The sequence below is a fragment of the Acidisoma cellulosilyticum genome, assembly GCF_020621385.1.
Classification (GTDB): Bacteria; Pseudomonadota; Alphaproteobacteria; order Acetobacterales; family Acetobacteraceae; genus Acidisoma; species Acidisoma cellulosilyticum.
The window spans coordinates 53,616-72,142 of sequence record NZ_JAESVA010000011.1 but is presented as its reverse complement, the minus strand read 5'-3'; the positions used below and the strand labels follow the sequence as shown (position 1 = coordinate 72,142).

18 protein-coding genes are annotated in these 18,527 nt (G+C 61.9%); 5 read left to right on the top strand and 13 right to left on the bottom strand.

Annotation, left to right across the window (positions count from 1 at the left end; translation table 11 throughout):
* Nucleotides 1-40: 40 nt before the first annotated feature.
* Genes ACELLULO517_RS23050 through ACELLULO517_RS23000 form a run of 11 tightly spaced genes read right to left on the bottom strand, consistent with a single transcriptional unit; the run spans nucleotide 41 to nucleotide 9,489 of the window.
* The gene (locus tag ACELLULO517_RS23050) at nucleotides 41-736 is read right to left on the bottom strand and encodes an XdhC family protein (protein ID WP_227309792.1); all 696 of its coding nucleotides are present in this window, start codon (nucleotides 734-736) and stop codon (nucleotides 41-43) included.
* Complete coding sequence (locus tag ACELLULO517_RS23045; RefSeq protein ID WP_227309791.1) at nucleotides 733-1,083, bottom strand: XdhC family protein; 351 nt, start codon at nucleotides 1,081-1,083, stop codon at nucleotides 733-735. The genes ACELLULO517_RS23050 and ACELLULO517_RS23045 overlap by 4 nt, the downstream gene beginning before the upstream one ends.
* Entirely contained in the window at nucleotides 1,073-1,522 is a 450-nt protein-coding gene (sufU, locus tag ACELLULO517_RS23040) for a Fe-S cluster assembly sulfur transfer protein SufU (protein WP_227309790.1), read from the bottom strand. The genes ACELLULO517_RS23045 and sufU overlap by 11 nt, the downstream gene beginning before the upstream one ends.
* Nucleotides 1,519-2,313 (bottom strand): XdhC family protein, encoded by a 795-nt coding sequence (locus tag ACELLULO517_RS23035; protein ID WP_227309789.1) that lies wholly within the window; start codon nucleotides 2,311-2,313, stop codon nucleotides 1,519-1,521. The genes sufU and ACELLULO517_RS23035 overlap by 4 nt, the downstream gene beginning before the upstream one ends.
* Before the next feature lie 2 nt (nucleotides 2,314-2,315).
* Entirely contained in the window at nucleotides 2,316-2,945 is a 630-nt protein-coding gene (locus ACELLULO517_RS23030; RefSeq protein ID WP_227309788.1) for a nucleotidyltransferase family protein, read from the bottom strand.
* Nucleotides 2,942-4,114 (bottom strand): vWA domain-containing protein, encoded by a 1,173-nt coding sequence (locus tag ACELLULO517_RS23025; RefSeq protein ID WP_227309787.1) that lies wholly within the window; start codon nucleotides 4,112-4,114, stop codon nucleotides 2,942-2,944. Before ACELLULO517_RS23025 ends, ACELLULO517_RS23030 begins: the two co-directional genes overlap by 4 nt.
* Before the next feature lie 6 nt (nucleotides 4,115-4,120).
* A complete protein-coding gene (locus tag ACELLULO517_RS23020) occupies nucleotides 4,121-5,014 on the bottom strand; it encodes an AAA family ATPase (protein ID WP_227309786.1) in 894 nt (297 codons plus the stop codon).
* 17 nt (nucleotides 5,015-5,031) lie between these two features.
* Nucleotides 5,032-5,652, bottom strand: a complete 621-nt coding sequence (locus tag ACELLULO517_RS23015) for a CoxG family protein (protein WP_227309785.1) — start codon at nucleotides 5,650-5,652, stop codon at nucleotides 5,032-5,034.
* Between the two features lie 15 nt (nucleotides 5,653-5,667).
* Nucleotides 5,668-8,088: an aerobic carbon-monoxide dehydrogenase large subunit gene (locus ACELLULO517_RS23010; RefSeq protein WP_227309784.1), complete on the bottom strand. Its 2,421-nt coding sequence runs from the start codon at nucleotides 8,086-8,088 to the stop codon at nucleotides 5,668-5,670.
* Complete coding sequence (locus ACELLULO517_RS23005) at nucleotides 8,088-8,609, bottom strand: (2Fe-2S)-binding protein (RefSeq protein WP_227309783.1); 522 nt, start codon at nucleotides 8,607-8,609, stop codon at nucleotides 8,088-8,090. Before ACELLULO517_RS23005 ends, ACELLULO517_RS23010 begins: the two co-directional genes overlap by 1 nt.
* A 13-nt stretch (nucleotides 8,610-8,622) precedes the next feature.
* Nucleotides 8,623-9,489 (bottom strand): FAD binding domain-containing protein, encoded by an 867-nt coding sequence (locus ACELLULO517_RS23000; protein WP_227309782.1) that lies wholly within the window; start codon nucleotides 9,487-9,489, stop codon nucleotides 8,623-8,625.
* A gap of 322 nt (nucleotides 9,490-9,811) precedes the next feature.
* Between ACELLULO517_RS23000 and ACELLULO517_RS22995 the strand changes: the two genes are divergently transcribed.
* From ACELLULO517_RS22995 to ACELLULO517_RS22970, 5 genes are all read left to right on the top strand, one after another.
* A complete protein-coding gene (locus ACELLULO517_RS22995; protein WP_227309781.1) occupies nucleotides 9,812-10,672 on the top strand; it encodes a LytTR family DNA-binding domain-containing protein in 861 nt (286 codons plus the stop codon).
* Between the two features lie 762 nt (nucleotides 10,673-11,434).
* Nucleotides 11,435-13,027, top strand: a complete 1,593-nt coding sequence (locus ACELLULO517_RS22985; protein WP_227309780.1) for an amidohydrolase family protein — start codon at nucleotides 11,435-11,437, stop codon at nucleotides 13,025-13,027.
* Nucleotides 13,028-13,054: 27 nt separating this feature from the next.
* Nucleotides 13,055-14,077 carry an ABC transporter substrate-binding protein gene (locus tag ACELLULO517_RS22980; RefSeq protein WP_227309779.1) on the top strand — a complete coding sequence of 341 codons (1,023 nt, stop codon included), beginning with the start codon at nucleotides 13,055-13,057 and terminating at the stop codon, nucleotides 14,075-14,077.
* Complete coding sequence (locus tag ACELLULO517_RS22975) at nucleotides 14,074-14,877, top strand: ABC transporter permease (RefSeq protein ID WP_227309778.1); 804 nt, start codon at nucleotides 14,074-14,076, stop codon at nucleotides 14,875-14,877. The genes ACELLULO517_RS22980 and ACELLULO517_RS22975 overlap by 4 nt, the downstream gene beginning before the upstream one ends.
* Nucleotides 14,874-15,656, top strand: coding sequence for an ABC transporter ATP-binding protein (locus ACELLULO517_RS22970; protein WP_227309777.1), 783 nt, complete (start codon nucleotides 14,874-14,876; stop codon nucleotides 15,654-15,656). Before ACELLULO517_RS22975 ends, ACELLULO517_RS22970 begins: the two co-directional genes overlap by 4 nt.
* A 252-nt stretch (nucleotides 15,657-15,908) precedes the next feature.
* On the opposite strand, the gene ACELLULO517_RS22965 is transcribed toward ACELLULO517_RS22970, so the two are convergent.
* Together ACELLULO517_RS22965 and ACELLULO517_RS22960 are read right to left on the bottom strand one after the other, a co-directional pair.
* The gene (locus tag ACELLULO517_RS22965; RefSeq protein ID WP_227309776.1) at nucleotides 15,909-16,817 is read right to left on the bottom strand and encodes a nitrilase-related carbon-nitrogen hydrolase; all 909 of its coding nucleotides are present in this window, start codon (nucleotides 16,815-16,817) and stop codon (nucleotides 15,909-15,911) included.
* On the bottom strand, nucleotides 16,814-18,472 hold the full coding sequence (locus ACELLULO517_RS22960; protein WP_227309775.1) for an ABC transporter substrate-binding protein: 1,659 nt from the start codon (nucleotides 18,470-18,472) through the stop codon (nucleotides 16,814-16,816). The genes ACELLULO517_RS22965 and ACELLULO517_RS22960 overlap by 4 nt, the downstream gene beginning before the upstream one ends.
* Between the last annotated feature and the right edge of the window lie 55 nt (nucleotides 18,473-18,527).

Here is an 18,527-nt window from a genome sequence, read left to right as displayed (position 1 = left end):
AGCCGTTGACGCACTTGACCTATGGCTTGCCGCGAATTTGTCAGCGACCTGCCCAGGTCAGGCCGCTGCCGCGCCGCACGGCGACAATCTCAGCGGCGATTGACAGCGCAATTTCAGACGCAGTGACAGCGGCAATCGGCAGCCCAACCGGACCCTTGATGCGACGGAGGCTGTCTGTCCCATGGCCGAGTTGGGTGAGCCGCTCCAGACGCGTGGCGTGGGACCGACGAGACCCCAGCGCGCCAATATAGAAGGCGTCCGAGCGCAGCGCGCGGTCCAGCGCCGGGTCATCAAGTTTCGGATCATGCGTCAGCGCCACCACGGCGCTTCGGGTATCGAGCGATGCCCGATCAAGCGCCTCGTCCGGCCAATCCGGCATCAGCGTGATGCCAGGGAAACGTTCGACGGTCGCGAGCACAGGGCGCGGGTCGATCACGATCATCTGAAAGCCCAGCGAATCGGCGAAGGGCACCAGGCCCTGCGCAATATGAACGGCACCGACAAGGAAAAGCCGGAGGGGTAGCTGATGGACATGCAGAAACCATCGCGCGCCATCCAGCTCGACGGTCATGCTCCTGTCGGCGGCCAGCGCTTGACCCGCGACCTCCGCCAAAGCTCCCGGCACCTCAGACCCCGGCCAGAGTATTTGCTGGCCTGTCGCCAGATCGGTGGCCAAGACCACCGCCTGCTTTTCAGCGCGGGCGCGGGTGAGCGCCGCGCGAATCTCCGGTGTCATTCCACCTCTTCGACAAAGACCTGCAACTGACCGCCGCAGGCGAGGCCGACCTCCCAGGCCCGTTCGGTCGAAACACCATAATCGAGCAGCTGCGGCCGGCTTTCGGATAGCGTGACCATGGCGGCGGCCATGACAGCGCTTTCGACACAACCGCCGCTCACCGACCCGGTGACACGACCGGAAGCGGTGATCGCCATCTGGCTGCCGACCGGCCGGGGCGAGCTGCCCCAGGTGCCGACGACGGTAGCCAGGGCCACGCTCTCGCCCGCCTGGCGCCAGGCATGAACCTGGTCCAACACGTCCTCGCTATCGCCCAGCCGCGTCATAAAAACCGTTTCATTGGACATCTGCCTTGGCTCCCAGTTTCAGCGCGCGGGCGAGGCCCCGCCACGGCAATGTGGCGCAGCCGATGCGGGAGGTGCTGTCATGCAATGGTGCGAACAATGCGAGCGTCGCGAGACGTCCCCGCCATACAGCAGAGGAATTGGCCGCGATCGCGGCCCCCAGTTCATCCGCAAGCGTATCGGCCTCGTCCGCCGCCATGCCCAGTGCCATCTCGGCCATGAGGTCAGCGGAGGCGACGCAGATCGCGCAAGCCCGCGCCTCGTAGCCGATGACAGCGACACGTCTGGACGCGTCACATTGCAACCGCAGGATGACGCGATCACCACAGAAGGGATTGACCTCCTGCACTTCAGCATCAAAAAGCTCCAGCCGCCGTTGATGGCGCGGATGCCGCGCGCGGTCGATGATCACCTGATGATACATCGTCTCGACGTCACTCATGCGTTATCAGCCTTGGCGGCCGACGGTCGCCCACGTCTCTCCCGCACCATTTCCGCCAGGATCGACAAGGCAATCTCCTCCGCTGTCACGGCACCGATCGCCATGCCGGCGGGCCCGTGCAGCCGGGCCAATTGCGCAGCGGTATAACCCTCGGCCAGCATCGCCGCCTTGAGCGTCGCGACCTTGCGCGTCGATCCGACGAAGGCCGTGTAAGTGGCGTCAGCCGCCAGCGCCGCTTTCAGCGCGTCGATATCACCACGGCCTTGGGTTGCGACCACGACATAGTCTTGCGCACTCGTCGGTTCGGACTGACCGAGCGCCTCGGCTGGCCCTTCCGCCGTCACTGCAAAGCCGAACTCGGGCGCAAGGCGGAGAAGCACGAGCGCGACGGGCGATGCCCCGTGAACGCGCAGGCGCGGCAGTGGCAGAACCGGCTCGACGAAGATATCCATCACACCTTGGCTCGCGCAGGCGTTGCGGGCGAATTCAACACCGTCGCGTATTTCGCCGGCGACCACATGATGCGCTTGCAACTGATCTTCCGGCTGGACCGAAATCAGCCGCGGCTGGCCATCTGCCAAAGCCGCGCGCGCCGCACGCAAGACGGCGCCGCGTGCGCAGCCGCCGCCGATCCAGCCCGCAGTGACAGTGCCATCCGCCAGGATCACCGCCTTGGCCCCGGCCTTGGCGGCAGTGGCCGAGGCCGTCCGCACGACGGTTGCCAGCGCAAATGGCTGGGCCTGCCGTTTCATGGCGGCCATGAGTTCGGTCAGATCAGGTACAGCACCCATCCTCAAACCTCCACCGGTTCAAACCCAAGCTGCCGCCGCACGGCCTGGTAGTCTGCCGGCGTGTCGCAATCGCGCACGAAGGCGTCATCCGCCATCGCGACCAGGGCGACCTCATCCGGATAGGATTCAATCAGGCGGCGGCAGCCGAGCTTGAGATCGCCTGCCCGGATCGCCGGAATATGGTGGGACGCGAACAGCACCGGGTTGCCGCGCTGCCCCTTCCATGTCGGCACCAGGATCGAACGCCCGGCGGGCATGGCAGCATAGGCCGCGATCACATGGCGCAAGCTGTCCGGCGTCAGCATCGGCTGATCCCCCAGCACGATCATGACCGCTTGGCAGATAGCGCTTAAGGCGCGCACGCCCGTCACGACGGAGCCCGGCTGGCCTTCCGCGAAGACGGGGTTGTGGGCGAAGCGGACGGCCAGATCGTCCAGCGCCGCCCGGATCTCTGGCGCCCGATGGCCGGTAACGACCACCACCTCGGCCGGCCCCACCGCAAGCACAGCGCGCACCACGCGGCGCAGCATCGATTCCCCGCCGATATCGAGCAGCAGCTTATGGGCACCCCCCATGCGCGAGGAAAGGCCGCCCGCGAGAATGACCGCCGAGACATATGCGGCCTGGGTCATAGGCTTGCCACCACTTGCGAGAGTGCAGCTTCCAAGGCGGTGAGCGAATTGCCGGCCGTCAACAGATCGATAAAGGGCATGGCCTCGCGCATCCCACGGGCGACAGGCGCGTAGCGCGGATCGGCCTTTGCCGGATTGAACCAGATGATCCGATGTGCGCGGCGGGAAAGCGCCGCCATCTCCGCCCCCAGGATTCCGGCAGGGCCCGTGTCATAACCGTCGCTCGCGACGATCACGGCCGTGCGGGCATGAACCAGGCGACCGGCATGGAGGCGATTGAAGCTGCCGAGGCATTCGCCTATGCGCGTGCCGCCCGCCCAGCCGGCGGAGAGAAGCTGCAACCGCTCCTGCGCGCGCCAGGGGTCGGAATCCCTGAGCGCCTCGGACACATGGGTTAGCTGCGTATGGTAGAGAAAGACATGCACATCGCCCAATTCGAGTGCCAGCGAACGCGCCACCCGCAGATAGAAGAAGCTGGTCAGGGACATGGACCGGCTGACGTCAAGCAGGAGAACCAGGCGCGGGCGCACCCGACGCGGCGCCCGAAAGCGCAGCGTGTGGGGAGAACCCCCCGTGCCGACACTCAGCCGCAAGGTCTGCCGCAGATCAATCCGCGCGCCGCGCCGACGGCTTTGCTCCCGCCGGATGCGCAGCCGTTTGAGGCGTCGCGCGAAATCCCGAATGGCCGCCTCAATGGCATAGGTCTGCAGCCGATCCGACAGCGAGCGGAAATCCGCGGTTTCGATCGTCGCCGTCGCACTGGCGCCGTCCTGGGCAGCGGTGTCCCCCGGCAGGCCAGTATCATCCTCGACCTCATCCCGTTGCAGCACGGGGCCGGCGCGCCCTGCCCCGTTCCATGCGTCCTCGGCCATCGTCACGAGGCCGGCGCCACCGGCCCGGGTTTCGCCCAGGCCCTGCTTATTGGGCGGCAGCCAATAGCTGTCGAACAGATCATCGAACCGCACCCAATCCGCGGCGCGCGTGCAGAGCAGGCTGCGCCATCCCCATCGCAGCGGCTGCCTTTCCATAATGCCCACGGAACCGGCCAGGCTCAGCGCATCCTCCGTCTCCCGCTGACCGATAACGAAGCCATTGCTGCGCAAGGTCGCAACAAAACCCGCAATACGGGCGGTAGCGGCGGCGCCGGGCGTCGTGGCGAATGCGGCCATTCGGCGCTATCCCGCCAAGGCCAGCAGCCGGTCCAGCACCACCGGCTCCATCGCCCGCACATCCTCCTGCGTCTTCAGCAGGGTGGAGAGCGTGTTCCTGATGCGGTCGGACCCGGCCTCATCCAGGCTGGAAACGCCGAGCCCGAGAAGGGCCGCCGCCCAATCCAGCGTTTCGGCCAGGCCGGGCTGTTTCTTCAGGCCGAGTTGCCGCAGAGCCTGGGCGAATTCCACAATCTGCCGCCCCAGCCGATCCTCGATCTGCGGCAGGCGCAGCTGCAGGATCGCCAATTCCTTCGCGAAGCTCGGGCTATCGAGGTAGTGGTACAGACACCGCCGGCGCAACGCGTCCGACAATTCACGGGACGCATTCGATGTCAGAACAACCAGCGGGATACTGACGGCGCTAATGGTGCCCATTTCAGGAATGCTGACCTGATAGTCGGACAGCACTTCCAACAGAAAAGCCTCGAAAGCTTCATCGGCGCGGTCAACTTCATCGATCAGCAAGACAGCGGGCGTTGCGTGCAGCAGGGCTTCCAGCAATGGGCGCTTGAGCAGATAGCTGCCCGAGAACAAGGCTTCCTCATCCAAAGCGCTTGACCCCGCAGCCTCGGCCATGCGGATCGCGAGCAACTGGCGCTGGTAGTTCCATTCATAAAGGGCGTGGTGCACGTCCAGCCCTTCGAAACATTGCAGACGAATCAAGCTGGTTTTTCTTGTCCGCGCCAGGACCTTGGCAATTTCGGTCTTGCCGACACCGGGCGCGCCTTCCACCAGCAAGGGGCGTTGAAGCTCGCTCATCAATAGCAAGGTCGCTGCCAGGTCGCGCTCGCAAATATAACCGGCAGCCTCCAGGCTTTGCTGCATCGCCTGGATGGCGGCCATTCGCCCTTCACCCATTGCGGGAGCCTTGCCCGTCATGTCGCCTTCGTGCGGCGGAACAGATTGGCGAGGAAATCCTTGATCACCGCCCAGGCCAAAGCCAGGGCGTTGAGGTTCGTCTCGGCGGCGGGCGCGGCGGGTGCCGCCGGCAGAGACATGACATTCTCCGTCGCAGCGGTGGCGACCAGGGGCTGCGCCGCCTGCAAGGCCTCGGCCCGCATTGCCAGATTGGCGAAGAACTTCTGCAACAGCACATCGGACACGCTGTTCATCAATCGCGCACCGAAGGTCGCCACCTTGCCGGTCACGGTCACGTCCGACTTGCCGCTGAGACGCGAACCGCCATCCGTCGCCTCCACCACCGCGTGCAGATCAAGCGAGGCGCCAGAGGTGCCACCCATATCGGAGCCGGTGCCGATGATATGCAGACTGCGCGCCTTGGCGTCACGCTCGGCAATTTCGATATTGCCCTTAAAGCTGACGGTTGCGGGCCCGAGTTTGACCGAGACCGTGCCCTTAAAATGCGTCTCGTCAATCGTCTCGGTGATCTTGGCGCCGGGCAGGCACGCCGTCACACCTTCGATATCGTTCAGCATGGCCCAGGCCAGGTCCGGGCTCAGCGCCAGGTCAAGGCTTTTGTCGATTGTGATCTTCATGGCGCTTTCCTTGGCTCAGCCGGCGATATTCAGGGCAAGCAATTGTTGCCAGGTGCGATAGGCGTTATGCGGCATGCCGGTATGCGTCACGCCCAAATGCGCGAAAGCATCGATCACGGCATTGCTGAAACAGGGGATGGAGCCGACATGCGGCGACTCCGCAACACCTTTGGCGCCAATCGGATGATGAGGAGACGGCGTCACGGTAAAATCCGTCTCCCAATGCGGGGTCTCGACAGCGGTCGGCAGGAAGTAATCCATCAAGGTGCCGCCCAGCACATTGCCCTGCTCGTCGTAAGGCAGTTCCTGCCCGAAGGCGACGGCGAAGCCCTCGGTCAAGCCGCCGTGGATCTGGCCCTCGATGATCATAGGGTTGATCCGCGTGCCGCAATCATCCAGCGCATAGAAGCGACGCACCTTGATCTCACCGGTTGCCTTCAGGACATCGACGACCGCCAGATAAGCGCCGAACGGAAAGGTGAAATTCGGCGGATCGTAGTAATCCACAGCCTCCAGACCCATTTCCATGCCTTCCGGCACGTTGTTATAGGCTGCCCAGGCGATCTCTTTCATGCTTTTGGCGCGTGCCGGGTCACCCTTGACCCGAAACTGATCAAGGTCGAATTCCATGTCGTCGGGCGAGACTTCCAGAAGATGGGCAGCGATCTTGCGGGCCTTCTCACGGATCTTGTGGGACGCGCGGGCAACCGCCGCCCCGGCCACCGGCGTGGAGCGTGACCCGTAGGTGCCAAGACCATAGGGCGCGGTTGATGTATCCCCTTCCTCGACTTGGATCACCGACGCCGGGATGCCGGCCTCCGTCGCGATGATCTGGGCATAGGTGGTCTGATGGCCCTGGCCCTGGCTGATCGTCCCCATGCGCGCGATGGCCGATCCATCGGGATGCACGCGGATCTCACAACTGTCGAACATGCCGATGCCGAGGATATCGCAGCTTTTGGACGGGCCTGCGCCCACAATCTCGGTGAAGGTGGTGATACCGATACCCATCAAAGTCGGACAATCAGGGTCAGCGCGCTTCGCTGCCTGCTCGGCCCGCAGCGCATCATAGTCGACCGCCTTCATGACCTTCTGCAAGGCAGGTGTATAGTCACCCGAATCATAGTCCAGGCCCAGCGCCGAGTGATAAGGGAACTTGTCCTTGGGAATGAAGTTCCGCAGCCTGATCTCCGCTTTATCGATGCCAAGCTTTTGCGCCAGGACATCGATCATGCGTTCGATCAGATAGACTGCCTCCGTGACACGGAAGGAACAGCGATAGGAAACGCCTCCCGGAAATTTGTTGGTATAGACGCCATCGACCGAGACATGCGCATTGGCGATGTCATAGGAGCCGGTGCAGACATGGAACATGCCCGCCGGCCATTTAGTGGGATCGGCGCAAGCATCGAAGGCGCCGTGATCGGCCAATACCTTCACACGCAGCGCCTTGATGCGGCCGTCCGTATCGGCCGCCAATTCGCCCGTCATCCAATAATCACGCGCGAAAGCCGTGGTGGTGAGATTCTCGTTGCGCGATTCGATCCATTTGACCGGCCGCCCGAGCACGATGGAAGCCGCGATCGCCGTGACATAGCCGGGATAGACGCCGACCTTATTGCCGAAGCCGCCGCCGATATCCGGCGAGATGATACGGATTTTCGATTCCGGAATGGAGGACAGCAGCCCGACGACGGTGCGCACGACATGCGGCGCCTGGGAGGTGATCCAGACCGTCAAATCCCCGCGCACCGCATCATAACTGGCGACGCAACCGCATGTCTCAAGCGGACAGGGATGCACACGCGGATAAAGCATATCCTGGGACACGGTGACGGCGGCCGCGTCGAAGGCGCGGTCCGTGCGGTCACGGTCGCCGATCTGCCAATTGAAGATGTGATTGTGATGGCGTCGTGCGCCATGCGCACCGACGTCCTTCCCGGCCAGATCATCGCGGATGACCGGGGCATCCGGCAACATGGCCTTGAAGGGGTCAACGACGACCGGCAATTCCTCGTATTCCACCTCCACCATTTCAGCGGCGTCGGCGGCAATATATCGGTCCTCCGCGACGACGAAGGCAACTTCCTGGTTCTGGAAGGAGACCTTGCCGTCGGCCAGCACTGCCTGCACGTCGCCTGCCAGGGTCGGCATCCAATGCAGCTTGAAGGGTTTCAGATCCTCGGCCGTGAGCACCGCATGCACGCCGGGATGGGCCTTGGCCCGCGACGTATCGATCGATTTGATGCGCGCATGGGCGTAGGGGCTGCGGATCATGATGCCGAACAGCATGCCGGGCAGATGGATATCATCCACATAGGTGCCACGACCCTGGATAAAGCGCGGATCCTCCCGCCGTTTGCGGGCGCAACCGATGCCTTCCAGTCTTTCCAGACGACCCAGGTCTGCCGCCGGATCACGAGCAATCTCGTTCATCAGACCGTTACCTCCGCCATCATGGGATGCGATGTCTCAACCACCTCGCCGCGCAGCTTGGCGGCGGCATATTGGATGGCTTTCACGATATTCTGGTAGCCGGTGCAGCGGCAGAGATTTCCTGACATCCAATAGCGGATATCCTCCTCCGTCGGATCGGGAATTTCCTGTAAAAGCCGATAGGCACGGGTAATCATTCCCGGCGTACAGAAGCCGCATTGCAGCCCATGCTCCTGCATGAAGCCCTCCTGCAGCGCATGCAGCTGGCCGCCCTTGGCGAAACCTTCGATCGTCAGAACATCGAGATCCGCACATTGCACGGTCAATACCGTACAGGATTTGACCGACATCCCGTCAAGATCGACGGTGCAGGCCCCACAATGGCTGGTCTCGCAACCGATATGTGGTCCCGTATGGTCCAGCTTGTCGCGCAGCGTATGGATCAGCAATTCACGCGGTTCCACCAGAACGTCGACATCGGCTTGGTTCAGCCGGAAGCTGACCACGGTTTTTTTGGCCATAGGCGTCTCTCCCTCAGCCGGTGCAGCGCGACAAAGCGGTGCGGAGCGCACGGCGCACCATCTGTCCTGCCATCGCGCGCTTGTATGCTTCATCTCCACGCAAATCGGCTGCGGGTTCGCAGGCTGCCATGGCGAGGTCGCCCGCTTCGGCGATGGCCGCGTCCTCCACCGGTCGCCCGCGCAAGGCGTTTTCCGCCGCCTCCGCCCGCATGGCAGTGGGTGCCACATTCGTCAGCGCAATCGCGATATCGGCGCAGATGCCTCTGTCCATCCGCAGCACGACAGCTGCCGCTGCTGTTGCGAAATCCCCTGTCTTCCGCTTGAGCTTCGCGTAGCAGGCGCCACTGCCGACGGCCGGCTTGGAGATGCGGACCTGCGTCATCACCTCATCCGGCTCTATCGCCGTGACATAGGTTCCGAGAAAGAAGTCCGCCGCAGGCACCACACGCTCACCATGGGGCCCGACCAGCACGAAACGCGCGTCAAGTGCCAGCATGACAGCCGGATGATCGTTCCCGGGATCGCCATGCGCGATATCTCCCCCGATCGTGCCCTTGTAACGCACCTGGGGATCGGCAATCTGCCGCGCGGTCTCGACCAATAGTGGGAGATGCATCGCCAGGAGGGGTGAAGCCAGAATCTCCCGCTCGGTTGTCATGGCGCCGATGCTTATCTCGTCTCCCTGCATGTCAATGCCGCGGATCCCCTTGATACGGCGAAGATCGATCAGGTGCTCAGGCGCCGCGAAGCGTAGCTTCATCATGGGGAGCAGGCTGTGACCGCCAGCCAGGAGCTTGGCCTGATCACCAAAGTCGCTGAGCAGCGCAATTGCTGCGCCAATGGAATCGGGCGCGTGATAGGCGAACGGGCGCGGGATCATTGATCCTCCATTGCAAGCCTGGCCGCGCTTGGACAGGATTGAAAGAATTCCACTGTTGTTACAATGGGATCCAGTGACGGGCTTTGACGTAACCTTCGAAGAAGGCGCGGGATGATATCAACCATTTTTGCCTGAACCGCCTGATTGGCAGCCTGAAAGCCTGCCTGGCGCCCGTGAGATGCGCCGGCCCTTGCGGTGCCCACCAAACCTTCATAGGGTGCGGCCCTGAAGTCGCGGATGCGCGTAAAAAAGGCCGTTAAGGCAAGCGTTCCGGCGCGTCAGACGTTTCGCAGTCATGGCGCCACCGGGGGGAGATGACGGCATGAAGAATGGGCCGCAGACACCGCCGGCCAACGTTGCCCAAGCTGATATCCCGGCAGCGGAGCCAGATGGCACCGTAGCGCGAGCGCCTGCGGAGTCGACGTTCCAACACAAGCTGGAGCAGTTCAACCCGGGTATCGTCTGGCTGGACGCGGATCACCGCGTCACCGCCATGAATGATGTGGCGGTCCAGGTCTTGCGCCCGGCGGCTGAACCGTCCCTCGGCATCGCTCTGGATGCCATGTTCGGCGTCGATGTGCTGTCGCTGCATCCACCCAAAAGCCGGGAGAAGATTGCCTTCCTGCTCGGTCATGCTGAGGTGCCGGCCCATGGCGGGAAGTCCCCGCCACCGCTGGCCATGATGATCAATATCCCCGACCGCATGTTGATGATCAAAGTCTCACAGATGGCGACAGCAAACGGCAAAGCCGGCACATGCATGATCTTCTACGATCTGACGGACCTTACCACTGCACCGCGCCCGGACGGTCCGGGGGTACTGCCGGCAGGGGCAGAATCGGTTCGATTGCTTTCGCGTATTCCCGTCTATCGGCATAATCGGATCATGCTCATCGATGTCCGGGATATCGGCCGTCTGGAGGGGGACGGCCATTACACGACCATCGTCGCGACCGGGGATCGCTACCTCTCGAACCTATCCTTGTCGGTTCTGGAAAGCCGGCTCGATCCCGCGCGATTTCTCCGGGTCCATCGCAGCCATATCGTCAATCTCGACTTCGTCATCGAGATCCTGCGTCGGGACGATGGATTTCTTGTGGCGCTGCCGGAGTCTTTCGGACCACCGATTCCCGTCAGTAAGCAAAAGCTCCTTGCCTTGAAGGAACGGTTCGGACTGATTTGAGGCGCACCGCGCCGCGGGGCCTGTATTGCAGGTTATTTGGAAATCACCACCTGCGCTAGGATAATGGTCATGGCGCAATTGCCTATGGTAGACGAGTCATTTTTATTGGCCATCGCGATTGTCGCAATGTAGTGAATTGGGTCTGGCTCAATGTGTGTGATTATAAGCCTCAAGGCTTGGTCAGCGGTTCGCCCCCCTGACAATGGCGGCGCATTAATATCCATGGAAAAAGACAGCGCATTGCCTGGCGTGCGACGCACGCTCCAGCCATCGCCATGGTGGGTGTGTCCGTAACTTGCGGGACCTGCCAGCCCAAGGGGCGGCCGTGACGCTGCGGGTCAGAATGGCAAGATGGCGGTGCCTCAATTCGGACTGCGCGCAGATGACGTTCGGCGATCGCCTGCCGCAGATGATGACCCCGTACAGCCGAGCGTCCTGATGGCACGCCTCGAGGCGCCCCAGATCAAGGACGCCCTTGGCTTACAGTCCGGAACTGGACTCGCTGAAGCGACGCCATTCGGACCTGGACTTTAACGAACCCAAGCCCTGTCAGTCAGCTTTTCGATACGCGACGTGTCTAGAGGCTGGCTAATTTTTAATCAGCAAGCTTCATAGGCGAGCGGGGCAAAAAAATTACTGCCGAGCTGCATAAAATAGAGGCTTGCCAAAGAACCTGCACGCGGATTAGCTTCCGTGCCGGAGCGCTCTTCCAGGTTCGGGAGACTTCGGGTTGGCGTGCCCGTCCAGTCGATGGTGTCAGCTATGAGCGGCAACTATCGTGGGTCGGGTGAAGGCTATCAGTACGCCCCTTCCTCCCACGAAACTCGCATTTTCCTGCGCGGCGCATTGATCCTTACCCAGGATCCGGTGCAACCAGCACTGCTGCGCGGCGATGTCATTATCGAAGGCGACAGCATTCGCGCGGTCGGCCCGTCGCTCGAAGCGGAGCGGCTGCCGAGCGACAGAGTCATTCCGTCTGAAGGACAATTGATCGTCCCTGGCCTTATCAACGCGCATTTCCATTCGCCAGCCAATTTTCTGAAGGGCGCGCTCGACAGTCTGCCGCTTGAGCTTTTCATGCTCTACGAGGTCCCGGGCGGGCCGGACGCCGCCATACCACCCCGCGCCGCTTATATCCGCACGCAACTCGCCGCCGCCGAAATGCTCAAGCTCGGCATTACGATGGTGCAGGACGACGCTTTCTTTTTGCCAGTGCCGACACGGGACGAAGTGGATGCCGTGTTCAGCGCCTATCGCGACATCGGCATCCGCGCCACGGTGGCGCTGGACCAGCCCAACAGGCCTGAAGCGGAGAAACTGCCTTTCCTGCGCGACCTCGTACCACCGGCCCTGCGCGCGAGGTTGGAAGAGGCCGCGCCGATGAACGCCAGTGATCTTCTTGCTCAATATGACGATATGCTGGGCCGCTGGCACAATACCGCGGGTGGCCGATTGCGCGCCGCGGTTTCGTGCTCGGCGCCGCAGCGCGTGACCGAGGATTATCTGCGCGCTTTGGACGCGCTCAGCGCCAAGCACGACCTGCCCTTCTATATCCATATGCTGGAGACGAGGCTGCAGCGGGTCTTTGGGCAGACCTGCCTCAACGGCCGCTCCCTGATCCGATATGTCGACGAGCTCGGCCTTCTGACCGAGCGTATGAATGTCATTCACGCAGTCTGGATCGATGATGATGACATTGCGCGGCTGGCGCGAAGCGGCGCGCAGGTGGTGCATAATCCGATCAGCAATTTGCGCCTCGGCAGCGGCATTATGCCGTTCCGACGCCTGGCCCGCGCCGGCGTGCCCATCGCCCTCGGCTCGGATGAGATGATCGCGGATGATGCCGTCAATCTCTGGTCCGTCGTGAAGCTTGCCGGTCTCGTCCATAACATCGGCGATCCTGATCCGGACGCCTGGCCGGTCGCGGCCGAAATCCTGCATTGCCTGTTCCAGGGCGGCGCGCAGGCGGCACGGCAGGCGGATCGGCTTGGCCGCATCGCGCCTGGCTACCAGGCCGATCTCGCGATGCTCGATCTCGACAGTCTTCCCTTCACGCCTCTCAACGATCTTGCGCGCCAACTCGTCTATTGCGAGCCCGGTCGCGCCGTCATCCGTACCTTCGTAGCGGGTGAAATCGTCTTTGAGGATGGTCGCTTGACCCGCGTCGACGAGGCAGCGCTGCGTCGGGAAGCAAGGGACATCATGCAGGCGCTTGCACCGAAGCGAGAGACTCTGCTGCGAGAAGCCTCAGAATGGATGCCGCATTACCGCGCGATGTATCGGCAGATGCTCGATCATCCTGTCGGCATGAATCGCTGGGTCGGCGATGCCGATCCCAGTTCACCCGGTTTGTAAAATACTCCTGCGAAAGGACCAGAGATCATGGCTAGGACAAGTCTTCTCGGCTTACTCGCGACCAGCGCGCTGACCATTGCGATCCCCTTGATCGCATCCGCTTCGGCCAAGGCGGCCGAAACCCCGGTCAGTGTTATCTGCAACAACTGGTCGGGCTTCGCACCCGTCTTCGTCGCAAGCGATCTCGGCTATTTCAAGGCCCTCGGCCTCAAGGTCAGCGTGAAGGTCGATGACGAGCAATCGGATGCGCTGGCCGGTATTGAGCGTGGCGATATCGACGTTGATATGCGAACGGTCGATGATTACCAGCGCCGCCCGCGGACGCCGACGACGCCGGGTGTCATGATCGGCACGATCGATGAATCCGATGGCGGCGACGGGGTTGTGGCTGACGGATCGATCAAGTCGGTCAGTGACCTCAAAGGCAAGACCATCGCCATGGAAACCGATATCCCGGCCTATCTGCTCATGCAGCTTGAGCTGAGCAAGGCGGGCCTGAGCTACAAGGACGTGCATATCAAACAGGTTGCCGGTTCGGACGCGCTGTCCGTCTTTTCCGACAAGAGCATCGCCGCCATCGGAACCTTTCAGCCCTTCATGGATCAGGCCGTTAAGATCGATGCCGGACGCGGCGCCCATATCCTTATTTCAAGTGCCAGCTACCCCGGCACCATTATCGATGCCATCATTGTCAACCAATCGAAGTTGAAGGCCGATCCGGCAACCTTCAAAAAATTCCTGATCGGCGTCTACAAGGCGGTCGCCTATTACAATACCAACCCGACCGACTTCATCCGTCTGGCCGCCCCGCATTTTGACCTCAGCGCCAAGGACTTCAAGGCGAGCGTCGACGGCAGCCTGACCTATACGTCCCTGGCGACGGCCCAGACCTATTTCGGAACGGCCGACAAGCCGGGCCCGATCTATGGCGTCTTCGATACGCTGATGAAGCTCAATCTCGCCAATGGTGCCTCTGACCACCAGCTCGCCGCCGCGCAATCCTTCGATCCCGCGCCGCTTGCGAGCATCACTGCCGCCGACCTGAAGTGAGCGGCGCGCTGCACAGCGCCTTCGCCTTCCGCGGCTCTCTTTCCCGACGAAAGAGGGTCGCGGTCGCGCTCGGCAGCAGCTTCTTCATCCTGTTGGTCTGGCAGATCGCGTCCTGGGTCGGTCTGCTGGATCCGATCTTTCTGCCCTCGCCGCTCGATATTCTCGGCACGCTGTATGACATGACCGCGCGGGGGGAGATCATCGGCAATGCGCTGATCTCACTCGGCCGCATCATGGCTGCCTTCCTGCTCTCCGCCGTCATGGCCATTCCCATCGGCATGCTGATGAGCAGTTATCGCCCGATCAGCGCGGCGCTGGAACCGATCATCGATTTTATCCGCTATCTGCCGATCCCGGCCCTGATACCGATCAGCATCATCTGGTTCGGTGTCGGTGAAGAGACAAAGATCTTCCTGCTCTGGCTCGGCACATTCTTCCAGCTTGTGCTTCTGGTGGTGGATGACGCCAATCGCGTGCCCAATGAATATGTCGAGGTTGCGCGCACACTCGGCGCCCGGCCGTACGAAATTCTGCGCGATATCATCTGGCGGTCGATGCTGCCCGGCCTTATCAATAACCTCAGGATCACGCTTGGCTGGTGCTGGACCTATCTTATCCTGGCGGAGATCGTCGCGGCCGATAACGGCCTCGGCTATGTCATCTGGACGGCGCGTCGCTATATGAAAACGGATGAGGTGATGGCAGGGGTTTTTGTCATCGGCATTATCGGCCTCGTCACCGATCAGGCCATGCGGGCAGGTCACACCTGGCTGTTCCGCGATCAGGGTACCAGCCGATGAACGAGCGTCTCCAGGATTATCTGGTTTTCGATCAGGTCACCAAACGGTTTGGCGGGCTGACCGTGGTGGAAGCGCCGTTTAATCTCGTGGTCCCGCGCGGACAATTCGTGGTCTTTCTTGGCCCCTCCGGCTGCGGCAAGACCACGCTGATGCGGATGGTCGGCGGGCTGGATGAGGCGACCACCGGCACCATTCGGCTGGAGGGCTCGCCCGTCGGACCACCAGACGAGCGGCGCGGGATGGTTTTTCAATCCTACTCCTCCTTCCCCTGGCTTACCGTGCTGCAGAACATCGCCTTTGGCATGCGCTATCGGCGCGATCTGTCGCCCAAAGCCAAGGCAAGCCGCGCGCGACACTACCTGGACCTTGTGGGGCTTTCAGACTTCGGCGATGCCTATCCCAGTCGTATCTCGGGGGGCATGCGTCAACGTGTCGCCATCGCGCGCACGCTCGCAGCCGGGTCCGACGTATTGCTGATGGACGAGCCTTTCGGGGCGCTGGACGCGCAGCGGCGCGAGCAGTTGCAGATTGAGCTACGCCGTATTCAGAGCGAGGAGATGAAGACCGTTTTGTTCGTGACGCATGACGTGGAAGAAGCAATCTTCCTCGCCGACCGCATCATCGTCTTTTCGTCCCGCCCGGCCCGCATCATTGACGATATTGATGTCACAGCCGAGCTTGGCTCCGACCGCAATCTCGAACTCCGAGATAGCGAGGTTTTCTTCCGCCGCAGGGCTGATATCCTTCGCACCGTCCGATCTACCCTGACATTGGTATGACAATATTTTGGCCTTGCATCGCATGAATCTGGATCTTCCTCAAATCATGTGATTTCGGACTTGCCCGACCGGCACGCTCACAGATACCGCTCTAGATTATTGTTTTTATGAGCATCTTCACCCGGCCAGATGAGTCCATCTGACCGGGATCTGCTCTGGGTTCTGAGTGTCGCGAAAGGCGCTGGACGGCCTGGGCGCTTGGTTCTGGAAGCGCGCGATGTCCTGATTAAAGCAATATGACAGGCATGCTAACTACTCGCAGATGCGTCGATACTGATCCGGACGGCGGTAGCGTGCAAAGTCGAAATTGACCCGCCGGCAGGTCTCGATCAGCCCCAGATCGGCGTCATAAGTCACCACCTCATCCGCGAGCGAGGTGGCCAGAGCCGTAATCTCGCCAGTCGGCGCGATGATGCAGGAACCACCGATCAGCGCCTGCCCGTCTTCCAGACCTGCCTTGGCTGCTGCCGCGACCCAGACCGTGTTCTGATAGGCACCAGCCTGCATCGGCAGGTGATTGTGAAACATCCGCAGATGGGCCAGTTGCGGCGCCTCGTCCAAAAGCAGTGGCGTGTTATAGCCGATGAGCACGATCTCCGCACCGTTGAGGCAAAGCATCCGATAGGTCTCAGGCCAACGCCGATCATTGCAAAGGGCAAGGCCCACCCGCAGACCGTCGATGTCGAAGACCGGAAAACCGAGATTGCCCGGCGCGAAATAGCGGCGTTCCAGATGAACCGTCACGCCCGGCTCCGGCATCTCGGACCCTGGCACATGCATCTTGCGGTAGAGGCCGGCCACCTGCCCTTCGGCATCGACCAGCGCCATGGTGTTGAAGCGTTGCTTTGCCGCCCCGTCCTGCACCATTTCCGCAAATCCGATCGCGAAGCCAATCCGCAATCGGCGCGCCGCATCCAGCAAGGGCTGCGTCTCCGCATTCGGGAATGACGCCTCGTAGAAGACGTCAAGCTTCGTTTCGTTATCAATCTCCCAGCGCGGAAAGAAGGTCGTCAGGGCGAGTTCGGGAAAGACCGCCAATGTCGCGCCGTCTTTGGCCGCACGTTCCAGCAGATGGATAAGCCGCCCGACAACCTCCGGGCGGCTGGCCGATGACTGCACCGGCCCCATTTGGCAGGCGGCGAGTTTGACCCGTCGCGTCAAGACAGGCTTACGCCGGCCAGGAACAGACGATTGGCAATCGGCGGAAGGCCGGTCAACCCCTTCTTGGTCGGCACGAGATAGTCATAGAAATACGAGAATATGATCGGGGTTTCATCCAGCAACAGCTCCTGGATTCCTTTCGCATAGTGACGCTGCGAGCCCAGATCGGCCGCCTTGCTGTAGCTTGAAACCAGCCCGTCATAGGTCGGGTTCTTGAAATGCGCCGCGTTCCAAGTGCCGGTGCTGAGCAGCGGAGCCCGCAGGAAGACATTGGGCACGCCGCGCACGCCGTAATCTGTAATGCCGAGCGTGGAATCCAGCCAGTCCGACTGCCCGAACACCGCCTTGCCGTAATAGGCGTCCTGATTTTCGATATGAAGGTTGATGTCTATGCCAATCTTGCGGGCGAAAGCCTGCAACAGAACCGCGTAGTCCGGAATTTCGATATAATCTTCGGTCGTCAGCGTCACCTTGAAGCCCTTGGCATAGCCGGCGGCTTCCAGAAGCTGCTTGGCCTTGCGCAGATCCTGTTCCCGCTGCGGCACGCTGGGGTCGGTCATCGGAAAGACCGAGGCGAAGGGACTATCATTGCCGACCTGGGCCATGCCGGCAAAGAGCCCACGCACCAGCGCGGAACGGTTGAGCGACAGAGCCAGCGCCTGGCGCACGCGCTTATCGACGAAGGGACCGGTATCGCAGCGCATATGCACCTGTTCATGGGCGCTGCTGCGATCCCGCACGATGGTGAAACGTGGGTCATGCAGCAAGGCCCGCCCTTCCGCGACGGTCATCTGCGCGAGCAGATCGACGTCCCCGCCCTGCATGGCCAGAATCTGCGGCTGCATATCGGTATAGAAGGTGAATTCCGTGCGATCCGGCAGGGCTTTGGCGCCCCAGTAATCGTCGTTGCGCACGAAGGACGCGCTCACTTTCGGCGTGTATTTCTCCAACTTGAAAGGGCCGGTGCCGTCCCAGTTATGTTCGAAATCGCCGTGATAGGAGGCCGGCAGGATGACGCAGTTATAGTTGTCGGAAGAGACGACATAGGGAAAGGCGCCGTAAGGCGCATCGAGATGGAAGGCGATCGTGAGATCGTCAAGCTTCTTGGTATTGCCGGGGGACAGAATGCCCTTGAACGCGGACAGCGCATTGGAGGAGTTCTTCGGGTCGCACAGCCGATCGATGCTTGCGATGACATCATCGGCCTTCATCGTCCCGCCGCTATGGAACTTCACGTTCGGCCGCAGCTTGAAGGTCCAGACCGAGCCGTCGGCATTATGGGTCCAGCTTGCCGCCAGAACGGGCCTGAGCGTGAAGTCCTGCTGCAGAACGCACAGGAATTCGCCCGTCTGGATCAGGATTTCCAGACCGCCATTGTCGGCGATGGTGACAGGGTCGATCGCGGCCGCCGGCACCGTCACGCCAACACGGATCGTGCCACCGGGGGTCGCGGCCCGGGCCGGCCGCGCTTCGGCGGCCAGACCGAAAGCGCCCGCAATGCCGCCCAGCAGAGGCATCGACAGGCCGAGCAGACTGCCGTGTCGCAAGAAACCGCGGCGGTCTATCCGCCCGGCGGCCAGTTCGTCGATCAGATCGTTATCGATGGCGTCCAGACGGCGACGGAGAGCATCAAGCGAAGTCCTGTCAAAGGGCATGGCGATCTCTTTCCATAAGCGTGATGTGAACAGTCAACGGTGAGCCGCGGCCGCC

Bases quoted from the DNA above. Each gene is read 5' to 3' on its own strand.
- ACELLULO517_RS23050 (WP_227309792.1), bottom strand. From the start codon at position 736: ATGACACCGGAGATTCGCGCGGCGCTCACCCGCGCCCGCGCTGAAAAG.
- ACELLULO517_RS23045 (WP_227309791.1), bottom strand. From the start codon at position 1,083: ATGTCCAATGAAACGGTTTTTATGACGCGGCTGGGCGATAGCGAGGAC.
- sufU (WP_227309790.1), bottom strand. From the start codon at position 1,522: ATGAGTGACGTCGAGACGATGTATCATCAGGTGATCATCGACCGCGCG.
- ACELLULO517_RS23035 (WP_227309789.1), bottom strand. From the start codon at position 2,313: ATGGGTGCTGTACCTGATCTGACCGAACTCATGGCCGCCATGAAACGG.
- ACELLULO517_RS23030 (WP_227309788.1), bottom strand. From the start codon at position 2,945: ATGACCCAGGCCGCATATGTCTCGGCGGTCATTCTCGCGGGCGGCCTT.
- ACELLULO517_RS23025 (WP_227309787.1), bottom strand. From the start codon at position 4,114: ATGGCCGCATTCGCCACGACGCCCGGCGCCGCCGCTACCGCCCGTATT.
- ACELLULO517_RS23020 (WP_227309786.1), bottom strand. From the start codon at position 5,014: ATGGGTGAAGGGCGAATGGCCGCCATCCAGGCGATGCAGCAAAGCCTG.
- ACELLULO517_RS23015 (WP_227309785.1), bottom strand. From the start codon at position 5,652: ATGAAGATCACAATCGACAAAAGCCTTGACCTGGCGCTGAGCCCGGAC.
- ACELLULO517_RS23010 (WP_227309784.1), bottom strand. From the start codon at position 8,088: ATGAACGAGATTGCTCGTGATCCGGCGGCAGACCTGGGTCGTCTGGAA.
- ACELLULO517_RS23005 (WP_227309783.1), bottom strand. From the start codon at position 8,609: ATGGCCAAAAAAACCGTGGTCAGCTTCCGGCTGAACCAAGCCGATGTC.
- ACELLULO517_RS23000 (WP_227309782.1), bottom strand. From the start codon at position 9,489: ATGATCCCGCGCCCGTTCGCCTATCACGCGCCCGATTCCATTGGCGCA.
- ACELLULO517_RS22995 (WP_227309781.1), top strand. From the start codon at position 9,812: ATGAAGAATGGGCCGCAGACACCGCCGGCCAACGTTGCCCAAGCTGAT.
- ACELLULO517_RS22985 (WP_227309780.1), top strand. From the start codon at position 11,435: ATGAGCGGCAACTATCGTGGGTCGGGTGAAGGCTATCAGTACGCCCCT.
- ACELLULO517_RS22980 (WP_227309779.1), top strand. From the start codon at position 13,055: ATGGCTAGGACAAGTCTTCTCGGCTTACTCGCGACCAGCGCGCTGACC.
- ACELLULO517_RS22970 (WP_227309777.1), top strand. From the start codon at position 14,874: ATGAACGAGCGTCTCCAGGATTATCTGGTTTTCGATCAGGTCACCAAA.
- ACELLULO517_RS22960 (WP_227309775.1), bottom strand. From the start codon at position 18,472: ATGCCCTTTGACAGGACTTCGCTTGATGCTCTCCGTCGCCGTCTGGAC.